Annotated in this window: 20 protein-coding genes, 3 tRNA genes and 3 rRNA genes; 8 read left to right on the top strand and 18 right to left on the bottom strand. The window is 59.7% G+C overall.

Features of this window, described 5'->3' with window-relative positions:
* Positions 1-32: 32 nt before the first annotated feature.
* From KVY02_RS02765 to KVY02_RS02755, 3 genes are all read right to left on the bottom strand, one after another.
* Complete coding sequence (locus KVY02_RS02765; protein WP_100731015.1) at positions 33-698, bottom strand: fumarylacetoacetate hydrolase family protein; 666 nt, start codon at positions 696-698, stop codon at positions 33-35.
* A gap of 139 nt (positions 699-837) precedes the next feature.
* Complete coding sequence (gene thpD, locus KVY02_RS02760; protein ID WP_218314277.1) at positions 838-1,818, bottom strand: ectoine hydroxylase; 981 nt, start codon at positions 1,816-1,818, stop codon at positions 838-840.
* A gap of 287 nt (positions 1,819-2,105) precedes the next feature.
* Entirely contained in the window at positions 2,106-2,909 is an 804-nt protein-coding gene (locus KVY02_RS02755) for a Crp/Fnr family transcriptional regulator (RefSeq protein ID WP_016916070.1), read from the bottom strand.
* Positions 2,910-3,486: 577 nt separating this feature from the next.
* On the opposite strand from KVY02_RS02755, the gene KVY02_RS02750 reads away from it, so the two are divergent.
* Positions 3,487-4,287, top strand: coding sequence for an inositol monophosphatase family protein (locus tag KVY02_RS02750; protein WP_218314276.1), 801 nt, complete (start codon positions 3,487-3,489; stop codon positions 4,285-4,287).
* A 171-nt stretch (positions 4,288-4,458) separates the two neighbouring features.
* Here the strand turns inward: KVY02_RS02750 and KVY02_RS02745 are convergent.
* The 7 genes from KVY02_RS02745 to KVY02_RS02715 all read right to left on the bottom strand — a co-directional run bounded on the left by KVY02_RS02745 (position 4,459) and on the right by KVY02_RS02715 (position 9,247).
* Positions 4,459-4,534: transfer RNA gene (locus tag KVY02_RS02745), tRNA-Thr, on the bottom strand.
* A 72-nt stretch (positions 4,535-4,606) separates the two neighbouring features.
* A tRNA-Gln gene (locus tag KVY02_RS02740) sits at positions 4,607-4,681 on the bottom strand.
* Positions 4,682-4,687: 6 nt separating this feature from the next.
* Positions 4,688-4,763: transfer RNA gene (locus tag KVY02_RS02735), tRNA-Phe, on the bottom strand.
* Between the two features lie 153 nt (positions 4,764-4,916).
* Entirely contained in the window at positions 4,917-5,192 is a 276-nt protein-coding gene (locus KVY02_RS02730) for an oxidative damage protection protein (protein WP_039182763.1), read from the bottom strand.
* 44 nt (positions 5,193-5,236) lie between these two features.
* Positions 5,237-6,334: an A/G-specific adenine glycosylase gene (gene mutY / locus KVY02_RS02725; protein WP_218314275.1), complete on the bottom strand. Its 1,098-nt coding sequence runs from the start codon at positions 6,332-6,334 to the stop codon at positions 5,237-5,239.
* Positions 6,335-6,431: 97 nt separating this feature from the next.
* Positions 6,432-8,765, bottom strand: a complete 2,334-nt coding sequence (locus KVY02_RS02720; RefSeq protein WP_218314273.1) for an AsmA family protein — start codon at positions 8,763-8,765, stop codon at positions 6,432-6,434.
* A complete protein-coding gene (locus tag KVY02_RS02715; RefSeq protein WP_026001972.1) occupies positions 8,765-9,247 on the bottom strand; it encodes an acetyl-CoA sensor PanZ family protein in 483 nt (160 codons plus the stop codon). Before KVY02_RS02715 ends, KVY02_RS02720 begins: the two co-directional genes overlap by 1 nt.
* Before the next feature lie 173 nt (positions 9,248-9,420).
* Here KVY02_RS02715 and hisB point away from each other — a divergent pair, with 173 nt between their 5' ends.
* From hisB to KVY02_RS02690, 5 genes are read left to right on the top strand one after another with little or no spacing between them, the layout of a single operon-like run.
* Positions 9,421-10,014: an imidazoleglycerol-phosphate dehydratase HisB gene (gene hisB, locus KVY02_RS02710; RefSeq protein ID WP_218314271.1), complete on the top strand. Its 594-nt coding sequence runs from the start codon at positions 9,421-9,423 to the stop codon at positions 10,012-10,014.
* 52 nt (positions 10,015-10,066) lie between these two features.
* Positions 10,067-10,708: an imidazole glycerol phosphate synthase subunit HisH gene (hisH, locus tag KVY02_RS02705; RefSeq protein ID WP_100732030.1), complete on the top strand. Its 642-nt coding sequence runs from the start codon at positions 10,067-10,069 to the stop codon at positions 10,706-10,708.
* An 11-nt stretch (positions 10,709-10,719) separates the two neighbouring features.
* Positions 10,720-11,466 carry a 1-(5-phosphoribosyl)-5-[(5-phosphoribosylamino)methylideneamino]imidazole-4-carboxamide isomerase gene (gene hisA / locus KVY02_RS02700; RefSeq protein ID WP_081136410.1) on the top strand — a complete coding sequence of 249 codons (747 nt, stop codon included), beginning with the start codon at positions 10,720-10,722 and terminating at the stop codon, positions 11,464-11,466.
* Positions 11,463-12,236 carry an imidazole glycerol phosphate synthase subunit HisF gene (hisF, locus tag KVY02_RS02695; RefSeq protein WP_081136412.1) on the top strand — a complete coding sequence of 258 codons (774 nt, stop codon included), beginning with the start codon at positions 11,463-11,465 and terminating at the stop codon, positions 12,234-12,236. Before hisA ends, hisF begins: the two co-directional genes overlap by 4 nt.
* 9 nt (positions 12,237-12,245) lie before the next feature.
* Positions 12,246-12,752, top strand: coding sequence for a hypothetical protein (locus KVY02_RS02690; RefSeq protein ID WP_218314269.1), 507 nt, complete (start codon positions 12,246-12,248; stop codon positions 12,750-12,752).
* 29 nt (positions 12,753-12,781) lie between these two features.
* On the opposite strand, the gene KVY02_RS02685 is transcribed toward KVY02_RS02690, so the two are convergent.
* Positions 12,782-13,384 (bottom strand): YjaG family protein, encoded by a 603-nt coding sequence (locus KVY02_RS02685; RefSeq protein ID WP_016916059.1) that lies wholly within the window; start codon positions 13,382-13,384, stop codon positions 12,782-12,784.
* Positions 13,385-13,539: 155 nt separating this feature from the next.
* Here KVY02_RS02685 and KVY02_RS02680 point away from each other — a divergent pair, with 155 nt between their 5' ends.
* The gene (locus tag KVY02_RS02680) at positions 13,540-14,232 is read left to right on the top strand and encodes a type 1 glutamine amidotransferase (RefSeq protein WP_016916058.1); all 693 of its coding nucleotides are present in this window, start codon (positions 13,540-13,542) and stop codon (positions 14,230-14,232) included.
* A 16-nt stretch (positions 14,233-14,248) separates the two neighbouring features.
* On the opposite strand, the gene mnmH is transcribed toward KVY02_RS02680, so the two are convergent.
* The 4 genes from mnmH to KVY02_RS02660 form a co-directional block, all read right to left on the bottom strand.
* The gene (gene mnmH / locus KVY02_RS02675) at positions 14,249-15,337 is read right to left on the bottom strand and encodes a tRNA 2-selenouridine(34) synthase MnmH (protein ID WP_081136418.1); all 1,089 of its coding nucleotides are present in this window, start codon (positions 15,335-15,337) and stop codon (positions 14,249-14,251) included.
* Entirely contained in the window at positions 15,334-16,371 is a 1,038-nt protein-coding gene (gene selD / locus KVY02_RS02670) for a selenide, water dikinase SelD (RefSeq protein WP_081136420.1), read from the bottom strand. The genes mnmH and selD overlap by 4 nt, the downstream gene beginning before the upstream one ends.
* A 58-nt stretch (positions 16,372-16,429) precedes the next feature.
* Positions 16,430-17,803, bottom strand: coding sequence for a DNA repair protein RadA (gene radA / locus KVY02_RS02665; protein WP_026001971.1), 1,374 nt, complete (start codon positions 17,801-17,803; stop codon positions 16,430-16,432).
* A gap of 163 nt (positions 17,804-17,966) precedes the next feature.
* The gene (locus KVY02_RS02660) at positions 17,967-18,416 is read right to left on the bottom strand and encodes a copper resistance protein NlpE N-terminal domain-containing protein (protein WP_026001970.1); all 450 of its coding nucleotides are present in this window, start codon (positions 18,414-18,416) and stop codon (positions 17,967-17,969) included.
* 191 nt (positions 18,417-18,607) lie between these two features.
* On the opposite strand from KVY02_RS02660, the gene hisC reads away from it, so the two are divergent.
* Entirely contained in the window at positions 18,608-19,669 is a 1,062-nt protein-coding gene (gene hisC, locus KVY02_RS02655; protein WP_100732029.1) for a histidinol-phosphate transaminase, read from the top strand.
* Positions 19,670-19,768: 99 nt separating this feature from the next.
* On the opposite strand, the gene rrf is transcribed toward hisC, so the two are convergent.
* The 3 genes from rrf to KVY02_RS02640 form a co-directional block, all read right to left on the bottom strand.
* Positions 19,769-19,884 (bottom strand): 5S ribosomal RNA (rrf, locus tag KVY02_RS02650).
* Between the two features lie 153 nt (positions 19,885-20,037).
* A 23S ribosomal RNA gene (locus KVY02_RS02645) occupies positions 20,038-22,924 on the bottom strand.
* A 294-nt stretch (positions 22,925-23,218) separates the two neighbouring features.
* Positions 23,219-24,749: ribosomal RNA gene (locus KVY02_RS02640) — 16S ribosomal RNA — on the bottom strand.
* Together the 16S, 23S and 5S rRNA genes form the textbook arrangement of a ribosomal RNA operon.
* Between the last annotated feature and the right edge of the window lie 458 nt (positions 24,750-25,207).

Raw genomic sequence — 25,207 nt, 5'->3', positions numbered from 1 at the left:
GGTGGCTTTTGACGTTCAGCCGGTGGGGTCGTTTATTCGACCACGCTGGTGTTGATCTCCAGCCCGCCGGTGAGCGTGAAGCGCAGTGATGCGCCGCGAGTCAGCTCGCCTACACCCGCAGGCGTGCCGGTCAGGATGACGTCGCCGGGCTCCAGAGTGAAATGACGGCTCATTTCCGCGACCAGCGTCGGGATCGCAAAAATCATGTCCGAGCCTTCACCGTGCTGGCGCTCCTCGCCGTCGATTTCCAGCGCAAAGCTCAGCGCGTTCCAGTTGGGCACGCGGCTCAACGGCAGGAACGGCGACAGCGGGCAAGCCCCATCAAAGGCCTTGGCGATTTCCCAGGGATGGCCTTTCTCTTTCAACGTGGTTTGCACATCGCGCAGCGTCAGATCCATCGCCAGGCCGATACCGACGATGGCGCGCTCCGCTTCATCCTGCGTGGCGTGGGTCAGGGTTTCCCCTACCAGCAGCGCCAGCTCGACTTCATAGTGCACCTCACCGCGTGAAAACGGCGGGTCCAACGGCTTGGTCAAATCCACCACGCTGGTGGCCGGTTTGATGAACAGCAGCGGCTCACTGGGAACCGGGTTGTCCAGTTCCTTCGCATGGTCGGCGTAGTTGCGGCCTACACACACGACTTTGCCCAGCGCGTGGGGAAACTCCTGGCCATCGGTAAACTGTGGAACAAAACGCATGGCGGGTATTCTCCTTCTCATTATGCGTGCCGCATTCGCAACGACAGGCGCACTAGTCTACCCCACCCTGGCGCTTGTTCCACAACCCTCCCGCTGCTTTTCTTGCACCCTGGCTTATGTACCCAAAGCACGTAAACGTTTAAACGCCCGGCTGCCAAGGCTGGTCTGGCCCATGGGCCAGAAACGCTGGGCGCTGCTTGGGGGCGGCAAACGGCGCACCACAGCGGTTGTCCGGCCGATTGAACACGAAAAAGACGTTGCTGCGCGGGTCCGGCGACAGGTTCGCATTGGAAGCGTGCAGCGTGTTGCAATCGAACAGCAGCAAGCCCCCTGCTCGCCCCTTTGGCGCTTCGATGCCGTACTGGTCGACCATATGGCGCAGTGCCTCCTGGCTGGGCACCCCGACCTCCTGGGCTTTCAACGAGCTTTTGTGGTTGTCCTCGGGGGTTTCGCCAAGGCAGGGGACGAACGCTTTGTGCGACCCTGGAATCAGCATCAGCGGGCCGTTGAACTCGTGGTTATCGGTGAGAATCAGCGATGCACTGACCGCATGCATGTTGGGCATACCGTCTTCGGCGTGCCAAGTCTCGAAATCCGAGTGCCAGTTGAACCCCTTGCCTGCAAAGCCGGGCTTGTAGTTGATGCGCGACTGATGCACGTAAGGGTCGTCACCGATGATCTGACGTGCCGCTCCTGCCAGCCGCTCGTCGCTGGCCAGCGCCCCCAAACGGGCAGAGAGATGGTGCACGGCGAACAGCGAACGAATCTCCTGGCTTTCCGGCTCGGTGATGCTGAACTCCCGCTCACGGTAAGCATCGTTGTTCATCAACGACTCGATTTCATCGCGAAGCGCATCCAGCTCGTCGCCATGGATCAGGTCTGGAATAAACAGATAGCCCTTGCGCTCGAACTCATCCAGCTGCGCCTGGGTCAGCGGCCCCGGCAGCGCACGCCCTTTGACCACGTCGTCACGGCGTGCCTGGGTCAACGATGCCGGCGCGGTGGCCAGCCGAGTAGGATAGAGGTCCACTCGCGTATTGCCGGCAGAAGGGGTATCTGCCATGTCGCTGTACTGCTTGTGGGCCGTCAGGTTTTTGAGAGGTGTATTGCCGACTGTCATCTAATCCACTCCTTGTATGATTAAATTTCAGTTAAAACGTGTCTCATTCAGAAACACAGTGCAGGGAGAAGCCTAGCCCAGGCATGACGGCTTGCAACCCTTGGGAACCCCGCGCATAACGTGCGTTATGACATTTTTTTCATGCTCATGGACACCCCGTTGAGGCCCACCGCAGCAACCACCCTGCGCACAGCGCACTACGGGCGAATTTCAATGTTTGATAAACATCGGCCCAAAAAAAGCGCCGCTCGAGGTAAGCGGCGCGGGTGGCGGGCGAGGGACGTGCGCTAACCCAGGCATATATGGCCGTAGATGAAATCCCGGTCGAAGCCCGTATTACGCGCCATCTCTTCCGGCTGCAGCAACTTGATGCTGCTACGCGTCTTGCGGATCAGCTTCTTCTGCTCCAACGCGGTCATGCAGCGGCTGACGTGCACGCTGGTCATGCCCAGAAGCTCTCCTACGATGTCCTGGGTCACCGGAAAGGAGAATACGTTGCTGTTCAGCAGGCCTTTGAAATTGAATCGCGCATAGACTTCCAACAAGAAGTGCGCCACTCGCTCTTCTGACCGATGATGCGTACAACTTCGCAAACGCTCGATGGTAATATTGTCGTTGACCATGACATACGAGGTAATGGCCTTGCGGATTTCGTCGTTGGTTTTAAACAACGCATGCAAATCATCTACCGATACTTTTTCCAACTTGCAATGTGTCAGCGAGAGAATCACGATATCGTGACTTTCGAAAAAGCTTTCTCGCATTCCGATAATATCGCCCGGCATGAAGACGTTACAAATATCTTGCCCACGTGTAGAAGTGGCATGGGATAGACTTGCCCAGCCCTCTTTCACCACGAAGATATCGGCACGCCCCTCGCATAGCGAAAAGACTTTCTGGTTTCTCTTCAGCTCGACAGGTTTTTGTCGAACGTTGGTCAAGGCTTCCAGTGACTCTGCCCCCAGCTCACCGTACAGCCCCAACACTTCACCAATACTTATACAACCACCCTCGGCCCCCAGGGGGCCCGGCAAACCATTGCGACTTCTATCTTCCACTAGATTATACTCTTCTGCAGTAACCTTATTCATCTCTACACTCCTTTGCAGTTAGACAAATGCTATACTCACCCGGAATTTTTTATAATTTCTATACACTAAAAGGAAGATAACGCGACAAAAATATAGACAACTATAAACATACAAACAAGAAACTTTCATAGTTTGCGCTATCAAATACCCAAAAACCCAAAACTATTAACATTTGTTAAACACATTACAAAAACTCAAGAAAACTAACAGCATGAAAACAACTCCCAATACAAACAGGCTGTCGCCATCACGATGATTAAGCTTAAAAAAACTGGCTAATAAAAAACCAAACCCACTCTCCCCACTCCTTTCAACCCTTTACCCAAACATATACCCGCCTCTCAAACAGCCATTTAAAGCAGAAGGCCCAACTCTCCCAAGTTAACAAAAAATCAATTCCATAAGGCATTAAAGCAACCGACCAACTAGCAAAACAACAAAAGACAAGAAGCGAAGCAACTTCAATAAATCGCTTTAATGCAGAGAAAGGAGCTTTCGATGTCACACTATTGCCACATAGCCCTCTTAAGGTAACAGTGATATATGTTACCCAAAACCCCGTACCAGGAGCGCCGCCATGAGCCATACAGCTCAGCCAGACCTGATGCATACGCTGCAAGAAGCAGCCCGGCTGGCTGGAAAAATTCTCACTGAGGGGTATCACAAAGCGGGGGGTATCGACTTCGAACGCAAGGGAAGCTCGGACTTCGTCACCCATTACGATCAGGCAGCTGAACACGCCATTATCGATACCATTCAGCGTGCGCATCCAGAGGTGGGATTTCTTGGCGAGGAAACGGGCGTTACGCCGTCTCGCAGTAGCGACCTTACCGTCATCATCGACCCGCTCGACGGCACTAATAACTTCCTGCACCGGGTGCCTCATTTTTCGGTTTCTATCGCGGTGCGCCAAGGCGCAACGCTCACGCAGGGTCTGGTCTATCATCCCTTACTGGACGAAATGCTCTGGGCCGTGCGAGGCCAAGGAGCCTACCAAGGGTCAAGACGATTACCCATCTTATCGGCCCGCCCCCTCAACGAGATGCTGGTTGGCACTTGCTTGCCTTACCATCATAAAGGCGACTGTATGACGAGCCAACGCCAGCTCTCGGCGCTGATGCCCCATGTGGCAGGCATTCGCAGCCCCGGCTCTGCGGCATTGGAAATTGCCTATGCCGGCATGGGCAGGTTTGACGCCTTCTGGTCTCAAGGTGCGGAGCTAGAGCTTTGGGATATTGCAGCGGGTATTGTCATCGCACGTGAGGCTGGGTGCCAGGTTAGCGACCTTGCTGGCCACGATGATCCCGACGAATGGAACAGCTTGCTGATCGCCCACCCCGAGCAGCATGGCACACTCAGGAGCCTGCTCAACGAGTGACTGGGTTCAAAACATTTGCAGGAGCTTTCCCGGTGAGAGTGTGCCAAAGATATCGCTAAAATTGGCTGGCGATGAGCAAGCAGCAATCCCATACGAGACACATACGAAAAAGCCGCCCCGAAGGGCGGCTTGATCATGTTCTCTAACGCTTTGCTTTTCAACCACTTTTATTGGTGCCGACACCAGGAGTCGAACCCGGGACCTACTGATTACAAGTCAGTTGCTCTACCAACTGAGCTATGTCGGCGCGTCGCGTTTTCTTGAGAATTTGATTGAGTTGCCGTTAAGCTAGCCAATCAACAAGAAATCTTGTTGGCAATGGCTGGGGTACCAGGATTCGAACCTGGGAATGCCGATACCAAAAACCGGTGCCTTACCACTTGGCGATACCCCAACGTTGTGGTGGCCAGAGACGGAATCGAACCGCCGACACGGGGATTTTCAATCCCCTGCTCTACCAACTGAGCTATCTGGCCCTTGCCAACGGTGCGTATTAAACCAAAAGCTTCTGTTTTCGTCAACACCTTTGTGAAACTTTCTTTCTCGTCACATGCTTAGGGCACATTGGGCCGCGCGAGCCACGGCCACACCTGCGCCCTTTGCGGGTAACGGCGGAGCCCTGGCGGGGCTTATGCCTGGCTGGGGGGCACGTACCCTTCGGCCTGGTCGGTGGCTTCGTTGTTCAGGAAGCGTTCCATCTGCTCCATCAGGTAGGCGCGTGCTTCGGGGTCGAGCATGTTCAAGTGCTTTTCATTGATCAGGCGGGTTTGCAGGGCCTGCCACTCTTGCCAGGCGGGCTGTGACACCGTGGCCTGTATTTCCTGGCCCTGCTTGCCGGGCAGCGGCGGGAAAGGTAGCGCGGGCAGCTCTTTTTGGTACTTGCGGCAAAAAACGGTGTTGCTCATGGAATAGCTCCTGGGCGGATGCTTAATGAAAATCGTGCCAGTGGTCAGCGCGCTGGCCCCGGTGCTGGGTCGAGGTCAAACGGCGCCAGCTGCCTCAGCAGCGATTTGACGGGTGCCGCCAAGCCTAACGCAGGTGGCTGGTGAACGTCATACCATAGGCCATTTTCGCGCACTCCGGCGAGCCGTTCACAGCTCACTGGCTGTGGAGTGATCAAAAGCTTGAAGTGGCTGAAGGTATGCGTAAAGGCGGGCAGCGGCACCAGGCGCCGGGCGGCGACGACATTATCCTCCAGCCAGTGGTTCAGCTCGCCGTGGCGCTCAAACTGCGGCAGGCTCCAGAGCCCGCCCCACAGGCCGCTGGGCGGGCGTTGTTCCAGCCACACGCGCCCCTGAGGGTCCTGCAGCATCAGCATGAGGGTTTCACGGGTGGGGGTAACTTTTTTGGGCTTCGATTCCGGGAAGCGCTGCGGCTCGCCCTGGGCGTAGGCGCGGCAGACGTCGTTGAACGGGCAGATGGGGCAGTCGGGCTTGCTGCGTTTGCACAGCGTGGCGCCAAAGTCCATCACCGCCTGGGTGTAGTCGGCCAACCGCGTGGTGGGGGTGAAGTACTCGGCCAGCGCCCACAGGGAGCGCTCTACCGCAGGCTGGCCGGGCCAACCCGCCACGGCGTGCAGCCGTGTCAGCGAACGCTTGACGTTGCCATCCAGAATGGCGGCCTGCTGGCCGGTGCTTTGGGCAATGATCGCCCCGGCAGTGGAACGGCCGATGCCGGGCAGCGTCATCAGCATATCGACACTCTGGGTGGGCAGCTCGCCGCCATGCTCGACCAGCGCCAGCTGGGCCGCCTTGTGCAGGTTGCGGGCGCGGGCGTAGTAGCCCAGCCCTGTCCAGAGGTGCAGCACTTCATCCTGGGGGGCGCAGGCCAGGGCCTCCAGCGTGGGGAAGCGCTCCATGAAACGTTCGAAGTAGGGAATTACCGTGGCCACCTGGGTTTGCTGCAGCATGATTTCCGACACCCAGACGCGGTAGGCGCTGCGGGGTGACTGCCAGGGCAGGTCGTGGCGGCCATACTGGTCGAACCAGCGCAGTAGACGGTGTTGAAACTCATCGGCCGCCAGGCACGGCGTAGGCATCTCGGCCATGGTCACTCCTGAAGTGCTTGCCATGAAAAAAGCGCCGGCGGTAAGGCCGGCGCATGCAGGGGGCGGTGCCTCCTTCTCTAATAAGAAGGCAGGCGTATCAATTGAACAGGCGGCGAATACCTTCGCGCAGCTCCTGGCCCGCGCCCTCGCCCAGGCGCTCGTCGATGCGCTCGATGGTGGTGCCCAAGCGCTCTTCGAGCTCTTCTTCCAGACGGCCGCCCGCTTCAGTGCGCAGCAAATCCACCACGCTGGCCTGGAACGCGGTGCGGTCGAAGCGGCACCATTCGGCTTTATCATCCCCCAGGTGGCCTTCACAGCGGATGGGCAGCGGCAGCTGCTCCAGGCGCGGGTTCACCTGGCAGGCGGCGTCGGCGGTATCGACAAGGCGTGCATTGGCCAGCGTCATGAAGTCCTGAGAGGTCAGGTTGAGCTCGCCTTCGCCTTGCACTTCGATACCCGGCAGGGTGATCGACAAGTCATCGCTGTGCACGACGCCGTTGCGTACCTGGAACGTGGCGTCGAAGCGCTCGAAGCGCGTATCGGGATGCCACTCACGGGTGGTGCCCTGGCCTTCCAGCAGCGCCGCCAGCTCGCACATTTCACGGGAGATATTGGTACGCAGGATAGCGCCTTCGTTCAGCCGGGCATCCAGCTCGCCGTTGAGGTTGCTGAGCAGCACCTGACGGCTGTTGCCTTGGGTCGTCAAGCTGCCTTCCAGATTGAAGCGGCCGCGCAGCGGGGCCTCTTCGTCACTGAAGGTTTCGATCAACGGGGCCACTTGCACATTGCTGATGCGCGGCGCGAATTGCCAAGTCATCACGCTGTCGGTGGCGTCCAGCGCGCCGGTGGCGTTGAGCTCGCCGCCATAGAAGCGCGATTCGAAGCCGGTCAGGCGATGGTTGCCCTCGTCACCGCGCAGCGCCAGCTGGGTGTCGTTGAAGGTCATGCCCGCCAGCTGCAGCTCGCCGACGCTGAGGTCACCCTGCAGCGTCAGGCCGCTGAGCCACTCCTGGGGCAGCAGGGCTTCTTCGGCCTGGGCAAAGGCGCTGCGCAGCAGGCCTCGGCTGGCTTGCTCGGGGGCGGCAGGCCGCGGCAGGTAGTGGTCCAGGTTGAGCTGGTCACCGTCCAGATTGAAGCTCAATTGGCTGCCATCCAGAGCAGCACTCACGTCGCCGGTAAAGGTGCTGTCATCGATGACCAACGAGAGGCGTGGCAAGGCGATGCGCGAGATATCACCTTCGACCGGGCTGGTCAGGGCCACGTCGCTCAGCGCCGCTTCGCTGGTGGTATTGAGCGTTGCGCCGGTGCGCGAGATCCAGGGCCGCAGGGTAAAGGGGGCTGCGGTGAGCTGGCCACTGTACTGGGGCGCTTCCAGCAGCTGTTCGAGGTTGAGGTGGCCGCTGACCCGCAGGCCATCCGGCCCGGTCAGTTGCAGGTCCTTCAACTGGGCAGTCTGAGCGGCCAGGTCGCCTTCCAGGCCGAACGCCAGCGAAAGGGCCAGGCTTCCCTGCCAGTTGTCGGCATGGCGCAGGCCGGCATCCAGTACGCCTTGGCGAATGCTGAGCTGCTGCTCGCCCATACGCGCCACGATTTCAGCCGCTTTCAGGCTGAACTGCTGGGGCTCGCTGTTGGCGCCTGGGCGGGTTTGCGTGGTGAGCTGGGTATTCTCCAGGGTGATCTGCTCATCCTGCAGGCCAAGGCGCAGGCGAGTTTCCAGGTTGACCTCGCTGGTCATGTCCGGCGTGCGCTCCAGCACTTCGGCATCCAGGCGGTTGTGCCGGGAGAGCGTGAACATGGCCTTGAGCGGGAAGGAGCGCACCGGGTTGACGTTGGTGCCCGAAATGTTCAGCGGCTGTACCCGCCACAGGGCCTGGCTCTGTTCGTCGCGGTAGCGAATATCCGCCCCTTTGACTTCTACGCTGGCGATGTTCAGCACCACCGAGAGGTTGCCTGCATCGGCATTGGGGCCTGCGCTGGCCGGTGCCAGCACGGTTTCGGCGGACTCGTTGTTATGCTCTGCCAAACGCTCCAGCAGCGGCTCCCAGTTGCCCTCGCCTTCGGCGTTTTTCACCAGGTTCAGGCGCATACCGTCGAGCGTCAGGCCATCCACGGCGATTTCACCCCGTAGCAGCGGCGCGAAGGCCACGCTCACCTCGGCCCGGTTGATCGCCGCGAAGGCAGACTCGTTCACCGACTGTTCGGGCAGCCAGGCACGGGCCTGCTCGACGCTGACACCGATACGCGGGTAGAACGACCAGCTGATCGGGCCTTCCAGCGCCAGATTGAGCCCTGTCTGCTCTTCCACCACGGCGGTCAGCCGGGGCTTGAAGTCTTCCGGGTCCAGAAAGGTGGTGACGTAGACCACGGCAGCGACGGCGGCAATGGCAAGAATGCCGATGGCCGCCAGTAAAATACGGAGTAGCTGTTTCATTAACCTTTCCCTTGAGGGTCTAGCTCTACAAAATCACTGGTGGCCGGGAGGCCCGGTTCCGTTGGCTCGGCATCGGCGATGGGCCGATAGCCCAATTTGGATAGCAGCACGCGGTCGGCCAGCGGCAGCGTGGTGGTGGCAATACGCAGTACACGGCCCTCTTCCTTGGCCTGCTCGCCCATCAGCGCCATCAGCCGTGAGCCCACGCCCCGCCGCCGCGTGGTCTTGCGCACGCACAGCTCGGATAGCCACCAGGCGCGGTCATCGCCCTCCTGCACCGCCACGGCTCCCAGCAGGCGGTCGTTGAACAGGGCGCAGGCAAACACGTGCTGCCCTTGTAAATGCTGCTCTATGAAGGGTAAAACCCTGGTGGTCGGCATGCGCTCTTGCGGTGCGTCTTCATAGATACGCACGAGGTCGATACGCACTTGCTCATCGGCGTCCCATCGGGCCTGGTCGACGTATTGCAGTGTCACCGGCATGGTGAAATCCTCGTTGCCAATGCAGCCAGGCTGCTGTTTGAGCGCCGCAATGGGCGGCGACATTTCACGCATTGTAGCGGATGGGGGGGCCGATTCTCTATAATGCTTGTTTTGGCCGCAGCCGCCGCCCGCCGATTATTCCTCAGAGTGCGCCTCGGCGCAGGAGATGCAACATGTCAGCGCGTATTGCCACGGTTAGCCGTGACACCAACGAAACGCAGATCACGGTCAGCGTCAACCTTGATGGTGAAGGCCATCTTCGCTGCCAGACGGGCGTTCCGTTTTTGGACCATATGCTTGACCAGGTGGCTCGGCACGGAATGGTCGACCTCGATATCGACGCCAAGGGCGACCTGCATATCGACGACCACCACACCGTCGAAGACTTGGGCATCACCCTGGGCCAGGCCTTTCATGAGGCGATTGGCGACAAGCGCGGCATTTACCGTTACGGCCACGCCTACGTGCCGCTGGACGAAGCGCTCTCACGGGTGGTCATCGATTTCTCCGGGCGCCCCGGCCTCTTCATGAACGTGGAATTTACCCGCGATACCATCGGCAGCATGGACACCCAGCTGTTCTGGGAGTTCTTCCAAGGCTTCGTGAACCATGCGCGGGTGACGCTGCACATCGACAACATCAAGGGCTTCAACGCCCACCATCAGGCAGAAACCATCTTCAAGGCCTTTGGCCGCGCCCTGCGCATGGCCGTGTCGGCAGACCCCCGCATGGCCGGGCAGATGCCCTCCACCAAAGGGTGCCTGTAATGGCTAACGCAGCGATCAGCCATCGCTCGATGACCTCGACAAGGAGCGCTTCATGACCATTGCCGTGATCGATTATGGAATGGGCAACCTGCACTCGGTCGCCAAGGCGCTCGAGCACGTCACCCATGAGAACGTGATCATTACCCGTGACCCTCGGAGCATTCTGGGCGCGACCCGCGTGGTGCTACCTGGCCAGGGGGCCATCCGTGACTGCGTGGGCGAGCTGGAGCGTACCGAGCTGCGCGGGCTGGTGGAGGAGATTCTGACCCGCCAGGCCAAGCCGCTGCTGGGTATCTGCGTGGGCCAGCAAATGCTGATGGAGCGCAGCGAAGAGAATGGCGGCGTGGACTGTCTGGGCTTCTTCCAGGGCAGCGTCGACCGCTTCCCGGCGGACATGCGCGATGCCCAGGGGCAGCGTTTGAAAGTGCCGCACATGGGCTGGAACCTGGTCGCCCAGCATCATGACCACCCGCTGTGGGCCGGCATCGATGACCGCGAGCACTTCTATTTCGTGCACAGCTACTACGTGAATGCCGCCGACGATGCCCAGGTATTCGGCACGACGGACTACGGTCGCGTCAGTGCCCACGTGGCGATTGGCCGCGATGCCACCTTCGCGGTGCAGTTTCACCCGGAAAAAAGCTCCCGCGCAGGCCTTCGCCTGCTGGAAAATTTTGTCACCTGGACGCCCTGAGAGGTTTCACTATGTTGGTAATTCCCGCGATTGATCTCAAAGACGGCCAGTGTGTGCGCTTGAAGCAGGGCCGCATGGACGAAGCCACTTCCTACGGCGACGACCCGGTGGCCATGGCCGCGCGCTGGGTAGACGCCGGTGCGCGTCGCTTGCACCTGGTGGACCTGAACGGCGCTTTCGAAGGCAAGCCGGTCAATGGCGACGCGGTGACGGCCATTGCCCGCGCCTACCCGAACCTGCCCATTCAGATCGGCGGTGGCATCCGCTCGGCGGACACCATCGAGCACTACCTGAATGCCGGGGTCTCTTACGTGATCATCGGTACCAAGGCGGTCAAGGAGCCGGAATTCGTCGGTGAAATGTGCCGCGCCTTCCCGGGCCACATCATCGTGGGCCTGGATGCCAAGGATGGCTTCGTGGCCACCGACGGCTGGGCCGAGGTGTCCACCGTGAAGGCCACCGAGCTTGCCAAGCGCTTCGCCAACGATGGCGTCTCCAGCATCGTCTACACCGATATCGCCCGCGACGGCATGATGCAGGGCGTGAACGTGGAAGCCACCGCGGCGTTGGCCCGCGAAGGCGGCCTGCCGGTGATCGCCTCGGGCGGCGTCACCAACCTGGATGACATTCGCGCGCTGTGCGACGTGGCCGACAGCGGCATTCTGGGGGCGATTACCGGACGCGCCATCTACGAAGGCAGCCTGGATGTCGCCGAAGCCCAGCGCCTGAGCGACGAGCTGAGCGGAGGCCGTGCATGAGCCTGGCCAAGCGCATTATTCCCTGCCTGGACGTCGATGCCGGGCGCGTGGTGAAGGGCGTGAACTTCGTCGGTATCCGCGATGCCGGTGACCCGGTGGAGATCGCCCAGCGCTACAACCAGCAAGGCGCCGACGAAATCACCTTCCTCGACATCACCGCCAGCCACGAAGACCGCGCCACCACCGTGGACATGGTCGAGCGGATTGCTGGCGAGGTGTTCATCCCGCTGACCGTGGGGGGCGGTATTCGCACCTGCGACGATATTCGCACCATGCTCAACGCGGGTGCCGACAAGGTGTCGATCAACACCGCCGCCGTGACCAACCCGGAGTTCGTGCGGGAAGCCGCCGACCGGTTTGGCAGCCAGTGCATCGTGGTGGCCATCGACGCCAAGAAGGTTTCTCAGGAGGGCGAACCCGACCGCTGGGAAATCTTCACCCACGGTGGGCGCCGCCCGACGGGCCTGGATGCCGTCGAGTGGGCCAGGAAAATGGTCGAGTTCGGCGCAGGCGAGCTACTGCTGACCAGCATGGACCGCGACGGCACCAAAATCGGGTTCGATCTGGGCGTGACCCACGCCATTTCCGAGGCCGTCAGCGTGCCGGTGATTGCCTCGGGCGGCGTCGGCAATCTGGACCATCTGGTGGACGGCGTATTGAAAGGCGGTGCGGATGCGGTATTGGCGGCCAGCATTTTCCATTTTGGCGAGCACACGATTCCCGAGGCCAAGCGTTACATGGCCGAGCGCGGCATCGAGATGCGCCTTTAGGAGAGTGACATGCCGCGTGCCTGCACCTGGTTAGGTGGCCTGGCAATGATTTGGCTGAGCGCATCTGCCGCGGCCTTTTCTGTGCCTGACGGGCCACCGGCCTTTGAGCTGGACCACACGCTGGTGCAAACCAGCCTGTTGACTCGACACTTCAGCCCCGACCCGGAGCACACCAACCAGCAGGATCTGGTGAGTGTCGAGCTGCACAACCCTGACCGCTGGCTGGCGGGTGCCGCCTGGTTCAAGAACTCCTTCGACCAGCCCACCTGGTACTTCTACGCTGGGCGGGAGTTTCCGCTGGGGCAGCTGGGCGACAACATCAACGTGCGCGCCAAGCTCACCGGCGGGCTGCTGCGGGGCTATAAGGATGAGTTCCGCGACAAGATTCCTTTCAACCGCTACGAAATCGCCCCCGCCCTTCTGCCCAGCGTGGGCATTCAGTGGGGGCGCGTCGAGTCGGACCTGATCGTGTTCGGCACGGCGGGCATGATGATCACGGCGGGGGTCCGTTTTTAAGGCCGTTCGTTCGCAAGACCCAAGGGCGGCTACTCGTCGCCCTCTTCCAGCGAAAGCCCCAGGTTGCTGATGCCGCTGTTGCGCCCTAGCAGGCGAATCTCTTTTAGCGCCGCTTTGGTGAGCGGCTCGCTGACGGCTTCCAGCACCGCATCCTGAAAGTCGTTTTCATCGGCCATCAGCGGGTGGTCGCGGATGATCAGCGCCAGCGCCTGTGCATCCACCTCTCCCTCGGTCAGCTCGATGAATGCCCGCACTCCTGCCCGGGAGGTGCGGCTCACGTCCAGCACCGCTTCCGGCGACTCACCTTGCAAGGTATCCAGCAGCGCCGAGATCGAGACCACGGCGTCCAGCGCGCGGCGCGCCCCGAAACTGTCATCGTTGGCCGGTGGCTCGCACTCCGCCAGCTTTTCCGCCTGACGGGCAAAGTCGATACTGGCATTGGGCACGCTCAAGCGCTCCCACACCAGGCTCAGCACGGTACGCAGGGTATGCCCATCACCGTGGCCTGTGGTTTGCTCGTAGAGGGCGTAGTTGGGTAGCAGCCGCTCGCACAAGGCCGCCATGAAGGCTTGCTGGGCGGGCAGCGGCAGCAGTTGCAGACGCTGATAGAATCCTGTGGGTTTTGCCACCATGCTGATGTCCTGGGTCACTGTGTTGATGAAGAGGGTATTGATGAAACGGTATTGATAAACGGTATTGGTGAAGTGGACGCGATACGTTATCGTCCCACACTCGCGGCGGGCAAGCTCCGCCGCGCTTGATGTGTGCGGCCGGCGAGGAGATTACCATGCATATTCATCTGCTACAGCACGGCCCTGACCATGGACCCGCCCGCCTGCAAGACTGGCTGGAGAGCATGGGCCATAGTTACACCGTTTTTCATCTATACGCAGGGGAGCTGACCCCGCGCCCTGGCGAGTGCGACGCGCTCATCGTGCTGAGCGGCCCTGACGCGCTGTTCAGCGCCCCGCCCGCTTGGCAAAAGGCAGAGCGCAAGCTCATCCACCGCTACCTCGATGGCCAAAAACCCGTCATGGGCATTGGCCTGGGGGCGCTATGGATCGCCGAAGCCCTGGGCGCCGTCATCGCCCCCGGCACCTACCCCGAAACGGGCTGGCACCCTGTCACCCTGGCGCCAGAGAGCACCTTTGACCTGCCCGAGCAGTTCGATGCCTTCATGTGGCATCGCCTGGTATTTAGCCTGCCTGACGGCGCGCTGCCCCTGGGCGGCAGTGCGGCGGCACCGCTCCAGGGGTTCAGTTGGGATGCTGGTCGCGTGGTGGCGCTGCTATGCCATCTCGAAATGACCCAGGCCAGCGCGGCTTCCTTGCTGAATGCCGAGGCGCTCCCCACGGCCAGGAGCCCTTCCGCCGGGCGCTTCCTGCAAACCGGCGATCAGATACAGGCAGATCCCAAGCGCTTTCAGCGTCTGGCGCCGTTGCTGGACCGGGTCATGACCCAGTGGCTCAAAAGCCTCTGATGCGTATCGGCCGCCGCTAGGCACTCCACTGCCGAGCGGCGGCCAGGCAGCTTTCCCAGTCCCCCACGTGCAGCTCGGGCGGCCGGTGGCTCTGCTGTTTCTCCAGGTGGTAACGATAGAGCGGGTCGTAATACTCGGTGAGCAGCGGGGCCAGCCACGCCTCGTGAGCCTGGACGTCGCCCGCCTCGTGGGCACGAAACGCCATGGCCTGCAGCCGCTGCAAGCGCTGTAGCCGTGCATGCCCCAGCCGCTTGGCCAGCCGTTCCAGGGCGCTTGCGAGCTGTCGCTGCATGCGCTGACGCCCCTCATCGGGGCCAAAGCGGGCCGTATAGCCTCTCTCCAGCGCTTCGATATAGTCCCGGCGCAGCTGGTCCAACCGCCAGTCCAGCGGCATTTCAATGCGGATGCGCGGCGCTTGTTGCAGTGCCTGCCATAGCGGCAGCGGGATATTGGCATTGCCGATCTGCCGTGACTCGTCCTCCATCACCAGCTTGCCTGGCTGGCCAATCAGCCGCTGGGCCAGCGCATGCTCAAAATCGATCTGCGTGGCGGGCTCCTCCGGCTGACGCCCAAACGCGGACCCCTTGTGTTGGGCGCACGCCTCCAGGTCGATGCCATTGGGCAACTGGTTGATCAACGGCGTCTTGGCGCAGCCCGTCAGGCCAGACACCACCAGCAGCGGCTGGTGGGCGGCCTCGTCGATGCGCTGGCAGAGCTTGTGCCGCAGGGCTTTCCAGCCACCTTCGATGCGGGGCTGCAGCAGGCCCGCCTCGGCCAGCCACTGCTGACTGATTTGGGAGCGCAATCCGCCACGGTAGCAGTAGATCAGTGCATCCGGATAACGCGCCAGGTGAGCCTGCCAGGCCAGCACTCGGGACTGCTTCACCGCACCGCTGACCAGCCGTTCACCCAGCGCAATCGCCGCCTGCTGGCCCTGCTGTTTATAGGCAATGCCAACCTGGCGGCGCTCTTCATCGTCCATCAGCGGCAGGTTCACCGCTCCCGGCAGGCTGCCCTGGGCGAACTCCACCGGCGCACGCACATCGATCAAGGGCGTATTACGCGCCACCAGCTCCAAAGAAGCAGGCAGCGTGGGCAGCGTCATCCGACCACCTGGATCACGGCGTTGCCCTTGGCAGGCTGCATCTCGCCAAACGGTTCCAGCGTGACGCCGTGCTCGCGACCAATGCGCTCCACGTCGTCCTGCCAGGCGGGATCGACACTCAGCAGCAGCCCTCCCGAGGTTTGCGGGTCGCATAGCCACTGCCAGTGGGCTTCGTCCATGGCGGGCAGGGCGCTGCCCAGCGCCTGCTGATTGCGCTGGGTGCCACCGGGAACGGCTCCCTGGCGGCGGTAGCCTTCGGCCTCGGCCAGGCGCGGCAAGCGGCGAAAGTCCACGTGGGCCTTCACGCCACTGGCGCTGCACATTTCCGCCAGATGACCTGCCAACCCAAAGCCGGTCACGTCGGTCATGGCATTCACTCCTTTGACACCGGCCAACGCGACGCCAATGGTGTTGGGCTTGAGCATGGTTTCACGGGCAAGCCCCTGGTGCCCTGCTTCCAGCAGGCCGCGCTTTTCAGCGGTGGTCAACAGCCCCACGCCCAGCGGCTTGGTGAGATACAGCAGGTCACCGGGCTTGGCCTGGCTATTGAGCTTTAGCTGGTCAAGTGACACCAGGCCATTGACGGCCAGGCCAAAGATCGGCTCTGGAGCATCGATGGAGTGCCCGCCCGCCAGCGCAATGCCCAATTCGCGGCATACCGCCTGCGCTCCGGCCACGACGTCTCCGGCTATTTCGGGCGCGAGCTTGTCGAGTGGCCAGCCCAGAATGCCCAGCGCCATCACTGGCGTGCCACCCATGGCGTAGACATCACTGATGGCGTTGGTGGCCGCAATGCGTCCAAAATCGAAGGGGTCATCGACGATGGGCATGAAGAAATCGGTGGTGGCAACCATGCCCCGCCCATCGCCCAGGTCGTACACCGCGGCATCTTCACGCCCCTGGTTGCCCACGATCAGGCGCTGATGCCCCGCCGCGGGGCCCGCCTTGGCCAGAATGCCGTCCAGCACGTCTGGGGCAATCTTGCAGCCGCAGCCTGCTCCATGGCTGTACTGGGTCAATCGAATCGAACTCATGGTGACTCTCCTTTGCTGTGCTCGGGGCTGGCGTTTCTGCTATCCAGCATAGTCCATGTCACAACGCCTCAAGGGCATCGCTAAGCTTGTCGACCGGGATGACCTCCATACCCTTGGGCGACTGCTTTGGCGCATTGGCGCGCGGCACGATGGCGCGCAAGAAGCCATGCTTGGCTGCCTCGGTAATACGTTCCTGCCCGCTGGGCACGGGGCGAATCTCGCCGGAAAGCCCCACTTCGCCAAACACGACCAGCTCCTTGGGCAGCGCACGGTTTTGCAGGCTCGACACTACCGCCAGCAGCACCGCCAGGTCAGCACTGGTTTCCAGCACCTTGACCCCGCCCACCACGTTCAAGAACACGTCCTGGTCACCGGTGAACAGCCCACCATGCCGGTTCAATACCGCCAGCAGCATGGCCAGGCGGTTCTGATCGACCCCAACGGCGACCCGGCGCGGGTTCCCCAGGGCTGACTCATCGACCAGAGCCTGCACTTCCACCAGTATCGGCCGCGTGCCTTCCCATACCACCATCACAAGGCTGCCGGGAGCCTGCTCTTCCTGGCGCGACAGGAAAATGGCACTGGGGTTTTTCACTTCCTTCAAGCCCTGCTCCAGCATGGCGAACACGCCCAGCTCATTCACCGCGCCGAAGCGGTTCTTCTGGCCACGCAGGGTGCGAAAACGCGAGTCCGCCCCGCCCTCCAGCAGCAGCGAGGCATCGATCATGTGCTCGAGCACCTTGGGGCCTGCCAGGGTGCCATCCTTGGTGACATGCCCCACCAGCAGCAGGACGGTGTTCGTCTGCTTGGCAAAACGGGTCAGCGCTGCGGCAGACTCGCGCACCTGCGCCACGCCACCGGGCGCCGAGCTGATATCCTCCAGGTGCATGGTCTGAATAGAGTCGATGACCAGAATCTCGGGCTTTTCACGCTCGGCAACGGCCAGAATGGTCTCGACGCTGGTTTCCGCCAACATTTTCAAGCCGTTGGTGGGAAGTTGCAGGCGATGCGCTCGCATGGCGACCTGGGAAAGCGATTCCTCGCCGGTCACATAGAGGATGCGGCGTTGCTGAGCAAGCTTGCAGGCCGTTTGCAGTAGCAGCGTCGACTTGCCTGCCCCAGGGTTCCCGCCCAGCAGCACGGCCGAGCCCGGTACCAGACCGCCTCCCAATACACGGTCGAACTCGGCAAAGGTGGAGGTCAACCGTGGCACTTCGCTGAGGTCGACGTTACTGAGGTCCACGACTTCCTTCGAGAGGTTGCCTGCATAGCCAGCGCGTCCGGTCGCCGTCGTTCCGCTGCCAGGCCGCGCACTGGTCAACCGGATCTCACTGAGCGTATTCCACTCCTGACAGCTGGTGCACTGCCCCTGCCACTTGCGATACTCGGCACCACACTCGGTACACACAAAGGCGCTCTTTGCTTTTGCCACCGCTAGCCGCTCCTGTCTCGCATGACTGTACTTGCCACTGTTGTTACAACGGTTGTTGCGACGGTCGTTACGACGGTTGTAACGACCGTCATTGCTACTGTTTCACCACCGCCAGACATACAAAAGGCGGCCAATGGCCGCCTTGATGCGATGCGCTCAGCGATTACTGGCGACGCAGTTGCAGCATCTCGCCGTTTTCAAAGCGACGACGCTCCGGGTCGATCAGCTCGAGCGTACGCTCGTCGATCCGCTGGAAGTAGTAGATCTGGCCGTCACCGTCCGGTGTCAGTTCGTAGACCGTCGCGTCGGGGTCGGCAGGCGTACCCGTCAGCACTTCCCAGTTACCGGCGTAGTTTTCATCGGGCGGTGTCTGGGGGTGGTTGCGGTAAGTCGCATTCAAGGTAAAGGTACGCTCTTCCGGAGCGGCCATTTCTTCACCCTGCATGGTCACATCCAGGTCAATGCCGTCACAGTTACGGCAGGGCAGAGTACCCTGATAGTTAGCCTGTGAGGCGCTCATGCCTGCGTCGTCGCGCTGATCCGTCGGGCCAGCTGCGCAGCCCGCCAGCAGTGCCAACATAGCCGAACCGGCTAGCAAACTCCTGAATTGCATTGCGTGTCTCCTTATGGTGTTGGACATACATTTCTTTCGCGCGCTTATGACAGCATAACCGCTACAAGGTGCGACGCCCACCCCTTCACAGGAGAAGTATGGGCCGAATCGCGGCCAATGGGAATGCTTGCGCTCTTGCGGCCATCAGGCGACCATGGGGATATTCACATCCGCACAATCAGGTTACCCCCATGAGCCAATACTGGAGCCCTGCCGTCAGGGATCTTACCCCGTATATTCCCGGCGAGCAGCCCCGCGAGCGCGTGATCAAGCTCAACACCAACGAGAACCCCTACCCCCCGGCCCCTGGTGTCAGCCAGGCGCTGGCCCAATACCCTATCGATCATTTACGGCTCTACCCCGACCCTACCTCACTGGCGCTGCGTGAAACCCTGGCCAGCCGCTACGGCGTCAGCGTCGCGGAAACCTTCGTGGGCAACGGCTCCGATGAAGTCCTGGCCTTCGCATTTCAGGCGTTTTTTTGCCAAGGGGCACCTCTCGATGTACCCAGCATCACCTACAGTTTCTATCCGGTATATGCCAACCTTTACGGCGTAGAGCTGCGCAAGCATCCCTTGAATGCCCAGTGGGAAGTGGATATGGATGCGTTGGCCAGCGCGAGTGAGCGAAGCGGCGTCATCTTTGCCAACCCTAACGCCCCCACAGGCCATGCTCACCCGCTGGAAGCTATCGAGGCGCTTCTGCAGAAAGTCACCGACCGCGTGGTGCTGGTGGATGAGGCGTACGTGGATTTCGGCGCTGACAGCGCCGTGTCGCTGATTAGCCGCTACCCGAACCTGCTGGTCACGGGCACGTTCTCCAAGTCACGTAGCCTGGCAGGATTGAGGCTGGGCTATGCGATTGGCTCCAGCGAGCTGATCGAAGGCCTGCAGCGGGTCAAGGACTCCTTCAACTCTTACCCCGTAGATAGCCTGGCCAGCCTAGTGGGCATCGAAGCCCTGAAGGATACCGAACACTTCGACGCCTGCCGCAATAACGTGATCGCCACCCGGGAGCGCACCCGCCAGCGTCTGGAGCGGCTTGGATTCGAGGTATTGCCTTCCAAGGCCAACTTCCTGTTCGCCCAGCACCCTCACCATGAAGGCGCCCAACTCTTCGCTGGCCTGCGTGAGCGCGGCATTCTGGTCAGGCACTTCAACACCGAGGCGCTGGACAACTTTCTGCGCATTACCATCGGCACCGACGACGAAATGGACAGCTTTATCGAAGCCATGGAAACGCTCTGCGCTTGACGATGCTCACACCCAGCCTTTGGCTGGGTGTTTCGACGTATGCAACGCACAGCAAAAAGCCCCGAACACAGTGTGCTCGGGGCTTTCTACAGGATAAGTGCCTGACGATGACCTACTCTCACATGGGGAGACCCCACACTACCATCGGCGCTAAGCGGTTTCACTTCTGAGTTCGGCATGGGATCAGGTGGTTCACGCGTGCTATGGTCGTCAGGCGTAACAGGTAATGCATATCATGCTGAGTGTTCGTTGACGTGTATTGTGTGCGTCTCCTGTCAGCAAGCGCTCTGGCTCACTGCGACGTATCCGGTGTGTCGAATGCGTTCACACTCCTCGTTATCATCACGACCAGACCCCTTGGGTGTTATAGGGTCAAGCCTCACGGGCCATTAGTACACGTTAGCTCAACGCCTTGCAGCGCTTCCACACCGTGCCTATCAACCAGCTGGTCTCGCTGGGCCCTTCAGGAGGCTCTAGGCCTCGGGGATGTCTCATCTTGAAGGGGGCTTCCCGCTTAGATGCTTTCAGCGGTTATCCCGTCCGACCATAGCTACCCGGCAATGCCACTGGCGTGACAACCGGAACACCAGAGGGTCGTCCACTCCGGTCCTCTCGTACTAGGAGCAGCTCTTCTCAAACATCCAACGCCCACGGCAGATAGGGACCGAACTGTCTCACGACGTTCTAAACCCAGCTCGCGTACCACTTTAAATGGCGAACAGCCATACCCTTGGGACCGACTTCAGCCCCAGGATGTGATGAGCCGACATCGAGGTGCCAAACACCGCCGTCGATGTGAACTCTTGGGCGGTATCAGCCTGTTATCCCCGGAGTACCTTTTATCCGTTGAGCGATGGCCCTTCCATACAGAACCACCGGATCACTAGAACCTGCTTTCGCACCTGCTCGACGTGTCTGTCTCGCAGTCAAGCACCCTTATGCTCTTGCACTCATTGCACGATGTCCGACCGTGCTGAGGGTACCTTCGTGCTCCTCCGTTACGCTTTGGGAGGAGACCGCCCCAGTCAAACTACCCACCACACACTGTCCTCGATCCGGATCACGGACCTGAGTGAGAACGCCAATGATGCCAGGCTGGTATTTCAAGGTTGGCTCCTCGAACTGGCGTCCGAGGTTCAAAGCCTCCCAGCTATCCTACACAGGCAACATCAGCGTCCAGTGTGAAGCTATAGTAAAGGTTCACGGGGTCTTTCCGTCTAGCCGCGGGTACACCGCATCTTCACGGCGATTTCAATTTCACTGAGTCTCGGGTGGAGACAGCGTGGCCATCATTACGCCATTCGTGCAGGTCGGAACTTACCCGACAAGGAATTTCGCTACCTTAGGACCGTTATAGTTACGGCCGCCGTTTACCGGGGCTTCGATCAAGAGCTTCGGCCGAGGCCTAACACCATCACTTAACCTTCCGGCACCGGGCAGGCGTCACACCCTATACGTCCTCTTGCGAGTTGGCAGAGTGCTGTGTTTTTACTAAACAGTTGCAGCCACCTGGTATCTTCGACCGGTTCGGGCTTGGAGAGCAAGTCTCGTCACCCTACGCCGGCGTGCCTTCTCCCGAAGTTACGGCACCATTTTGCCTAGTTCCTTCACCCGAGTTCTCTCAAGCGCCTTGGGATTCTCACCCTGACCACCTGTGTCGGTTTGGGGTACGGTCGCACATGATCTGAAGCTTAGAGGCTTTTCCTGGAAGCGTGGCATCAATGACTTCGACACCGTAGTGTCTTCGTTTCGTGTCTCGGCCTTGAAGGGTCCCGGATTTACCTGAGACCCCAGCCTACTCACTTTCACCAGACAACCAACGCCCGCTCACCTAGCCTTCTCCGTCCCCATCGCAATCATGTCCGGTACGGGAATATTGACCCGTTTCCCATCGACTACGCCTTTCGGCCTCGCCTTAGGGCCGACTCACTCTGCTCCGATTAGCGTCGAACAGAAACCCTTGGTCTTCCGGCGAGGGAGTTTTTCACTCCCTTTATCGTTACTCATGTCAGCATTCGCACTCGTGATACCTCCAGCATGCTTCTCAACACACCTTCATCGGCTTACACGACGCTCCTCTACCGCTCATCCGTAAGGATGAACCCGTAGCTTCGGTACCTGGTTTAGCCCCGTTACATCTTCCGCGCAGGCCGACTCGACTAGTGAGCTATTACGCTTTCTTTAAAGGATGGCTGCTTCTAAGCCAACCTCCTAGCTGTCTGAGCCTTCCCACATCGTTTCCCACTTAACCAGGATTTGGGGACCTTAGCTGACGGTCTGGGTTGTTTCCCTTTTCACGACGGACGTTAGCACCCGCCGTGTGTCTCCCACGCTTGCACTCACCGGTATTCGGAGTTTGCCTCGGGTTGGTAAGTCGGGATGACCCCCTAGCCGAAACAGTGCTCTACCCCCGGCGGTGATACGTGAGGCGCTACCTAAATAGCTTTCGAGGAGAACCAGCTATCTCCGAGCTTGATTAGCCTTTCACTCCGATCCACAAGTCATCCAAATCTTTTTCAACAGATCCTGGTTCGGGCCTCCAGTTGATGTTACTCAACCTTCACCCTGCTCATGGATAGATCGCTCGGTTTCGGGTCTATATCCAGCGACTGTGTCGCCCAGTTAAGACTCGGTTTCCCTACGGCTCCCCTATACGGTTAACCTCGCCACTGAATATAAGTCGCTGACCCATTATACAAAAGGTACGCAGTCACCCAACAAGTGGGCTCCTACTGCTTGTACGCACACGGTTTCAGGATCTATTTCACTCCCCTCTCCGGGGTTCTTTTCGCCTTTCCCTCACGGTACTGGTTCACTATCGGTCAGCCAGGAGTATTTAGCCTTGGAGGATGGTCCCCCCGTCTTCAGTCAAGGTTTCTCGTGCCCCGACCTACTCGATTTCACGTGATCAGATTTTCGACTACGGGGCTATCACCCGCTATGGCCAGACTTCCCAGTCTGTTCGTCTAATCGGTCACACGCTTAAGGGCTGGTCCCCGTTCGCTCGCCGCTACTAGGGGAATCTCGGTTGATTTCTTTTCCTCAGGGTACTTAGATGTTTCAGTTCCCCTGGTTCGCCTCCTGTCCCTATGTATTCAGGACAGGATACTCATCTTGTGATGAGTGGGTTTCCCCATTCAGAGATGTCCGGGTCGCAGGTCGTTTGCCACCTCACCGAACCTTATCGCAGGCTACCACGTCTTTCATCGCCTCTGGCTGCCTAGGCATCCACCGTGTGCGCTTCATTGCTTGACCCTATAACCCGAAGGAGTCTGGGGTTCGCAATGATAACGATTGCCGGATACGCTTGAGACGTATCACAATACAATTTACGTAGAAACGCGTTCAACGCGTTTCTGTCAGCATGATATACATTGTTAAAGAGCGACTGCCATAGGCAGTGATAAACACGCTGTTCCTTTCATTTTAAAAGAAAAAAGAAGGTCTTTCTTTTTCTTTCAACGTGAAAGCGCGTTTATCACTGCGCATCAACAGCATTCTGATCAGGTAATTCATTGTGAGCGCTTGCCGCGAGGGGAAGGCATCGTTTAAGGAGGTGATCCAGCCGCAGGTTCCCCTACGGCTACCTTGTTACGACTTCACCCCAGTCATGAACCACACCGTGGTGATCGCCCTCTTGCGTTAGGCTAACCACTTCTGGTGCAGTCCACTCCCATGGTGTGACGGGCGGTGTGTACAAGGCCCGGGAACGTATTCACCGTGGCATTCTGATCCACGATTACTAGCGATTCCGACTTCACGGAGTCGAGTTGCAGACTCCGATCCGGACTGAGATCGGCTTTTCGGGATTGGCTCACTCTCGCGAGTTGGCAACCCTTTGTACCGACCATTGTAGCACGTGTGTAGCCCTACTCGTAAGGGCCATGATGACTTGACGTCGTCCCCACCTTCCTCCGGTTTGTCACCGGCAGTCTCCTTAGAGTTCCCGCCTTTACGCGCTGGCAAATAAGGACAAGGGTTGCGCTCGTTACGGGACTTAACCCAACATTTCACAACACGAGCTGACGACAGCCATGCAGCACCTGTCTCTGCGTTCCCGAAGGCACCAAGTGATCTCTCACAAGTTCGCAGGATGTCAAGAGTAGGTAAGGTTCTTCGCGTTGCATCGAATTAAACCACATGCTCCACCGCTTGTGCGGGCCCCCGTCAATTCATTTGAGTTTTAACCTTGCGGCCGTACTCCCCAGGCGGTCGACTTATCGCGTTAACTTCGCCACAAAGTGCGCTAGGCACCCAACGGCTGGTCGACATCGTTTACGGCGTGGACTACCAGGGTATCTAATCCTGTTTGCTACCCACGCTTTCGCACCTCAGTGTCAGTGTCAGTCCAGAAGGCCGCCTTCGCCACTGGTATTCCTCCCGATCTCTACGCATTTCACCGCTACACCGGGAATTCTACCTTCCTCTCCTGCACTCTAGCTTGACAGTTCCGGATGCCGTTCCCAGGTTGAGCCCGGGGCTTTCACAACCGGCTTATCAAGCCACCTACGCGCGCTTTACGCCCAGTAATTCCGATTAACGCTCGCACCCTCCGTATTACCGCGGCTGCTGGCACGGAGTTAGCCGGTGCTTCTTCTGTGAGTGATGTCTTTCCTGATGGGTATTAACCACCGTGCGTTCTTCCTCACTGAAAGTGCTTTACAACCCGAGGGCCTTCTTCACACACGCGGCATGGCTGGATCAGGGTTGCCCCATTGTCCAATATTCCCACTGCTGCCTCCCGTAGGAGTTCGGGCCGTGTCTCAGTCCCGATGTGGCTGATCATCCTCTCAGACCAGCTACGGATCGTCGCCTTGGTGAGCCTTTACCTCACCAACCAGCTAATCCGACATAGGCTCATCCGATAGCGGGAGCCGAAGCCCCCTTTCTCCCGTAGGACGTATGCGGTATTAGCCTGGGTTTCCCCAGGTTATCCCCCACTATCGGGCAGATTCCTATGCATTACTCACCCGTCCGCCGCTCGTCAGCGGGGTGCAAGCACCCCCTGTTACCGCTCGACTTGCATGTGTTAGGCCTGCCGCCAGCGTTCAATCTGAGCCATGATCAAACTCTTCAGTTTAAGATCAATGCGATCCTTACTCGCCATCTCAGGACTAGCCGAAGACAACAAAAGCGGATCAAACTTGGCTCAAGGTTCAAACGAATTCACTGTGATACTCCGAAGAGTATCTTCGTGTTCGCTTGCCTTGATATTGGGTGATGATCCACCCTCATCGGCAAGCGCCCACATGAATTACCTGATCAAATTGTTAAAGAGCGATACTGCTGTAATCATTTCGCTGCGACGGGCTCGGTGACCTGAACCGTGTTACCTCAGCGAGGAAGGCGTATTCTACGCATTCCGTGGTGTTTGTCAAGGGCTGTTTTCAGCGAGTGAAGCGAGCGATCAATCCAACCAGCAGATGACGCTAACCTCCTGACAAACCGAAGGTTTTTCAACCTTCTTCACCGCTGGTAACGCTTGGCGCCCCCGGCAGCGGATGCGTACTTTACGGATTCGCTGCCGGATTGGCAAGG

This window comes from Halomonas sp. 18071143, assembly GCF_019211725.1.
Lineage (GTDB): Bacteria > Pseudomonadota > Gammaproteobacteria > Pseudomonadales > Halomonadaceae > Vreelandella > Vreelandella stevensii.
This window is presented reverse-complemented; position numbering and strand designations above follow the sequence as displayed.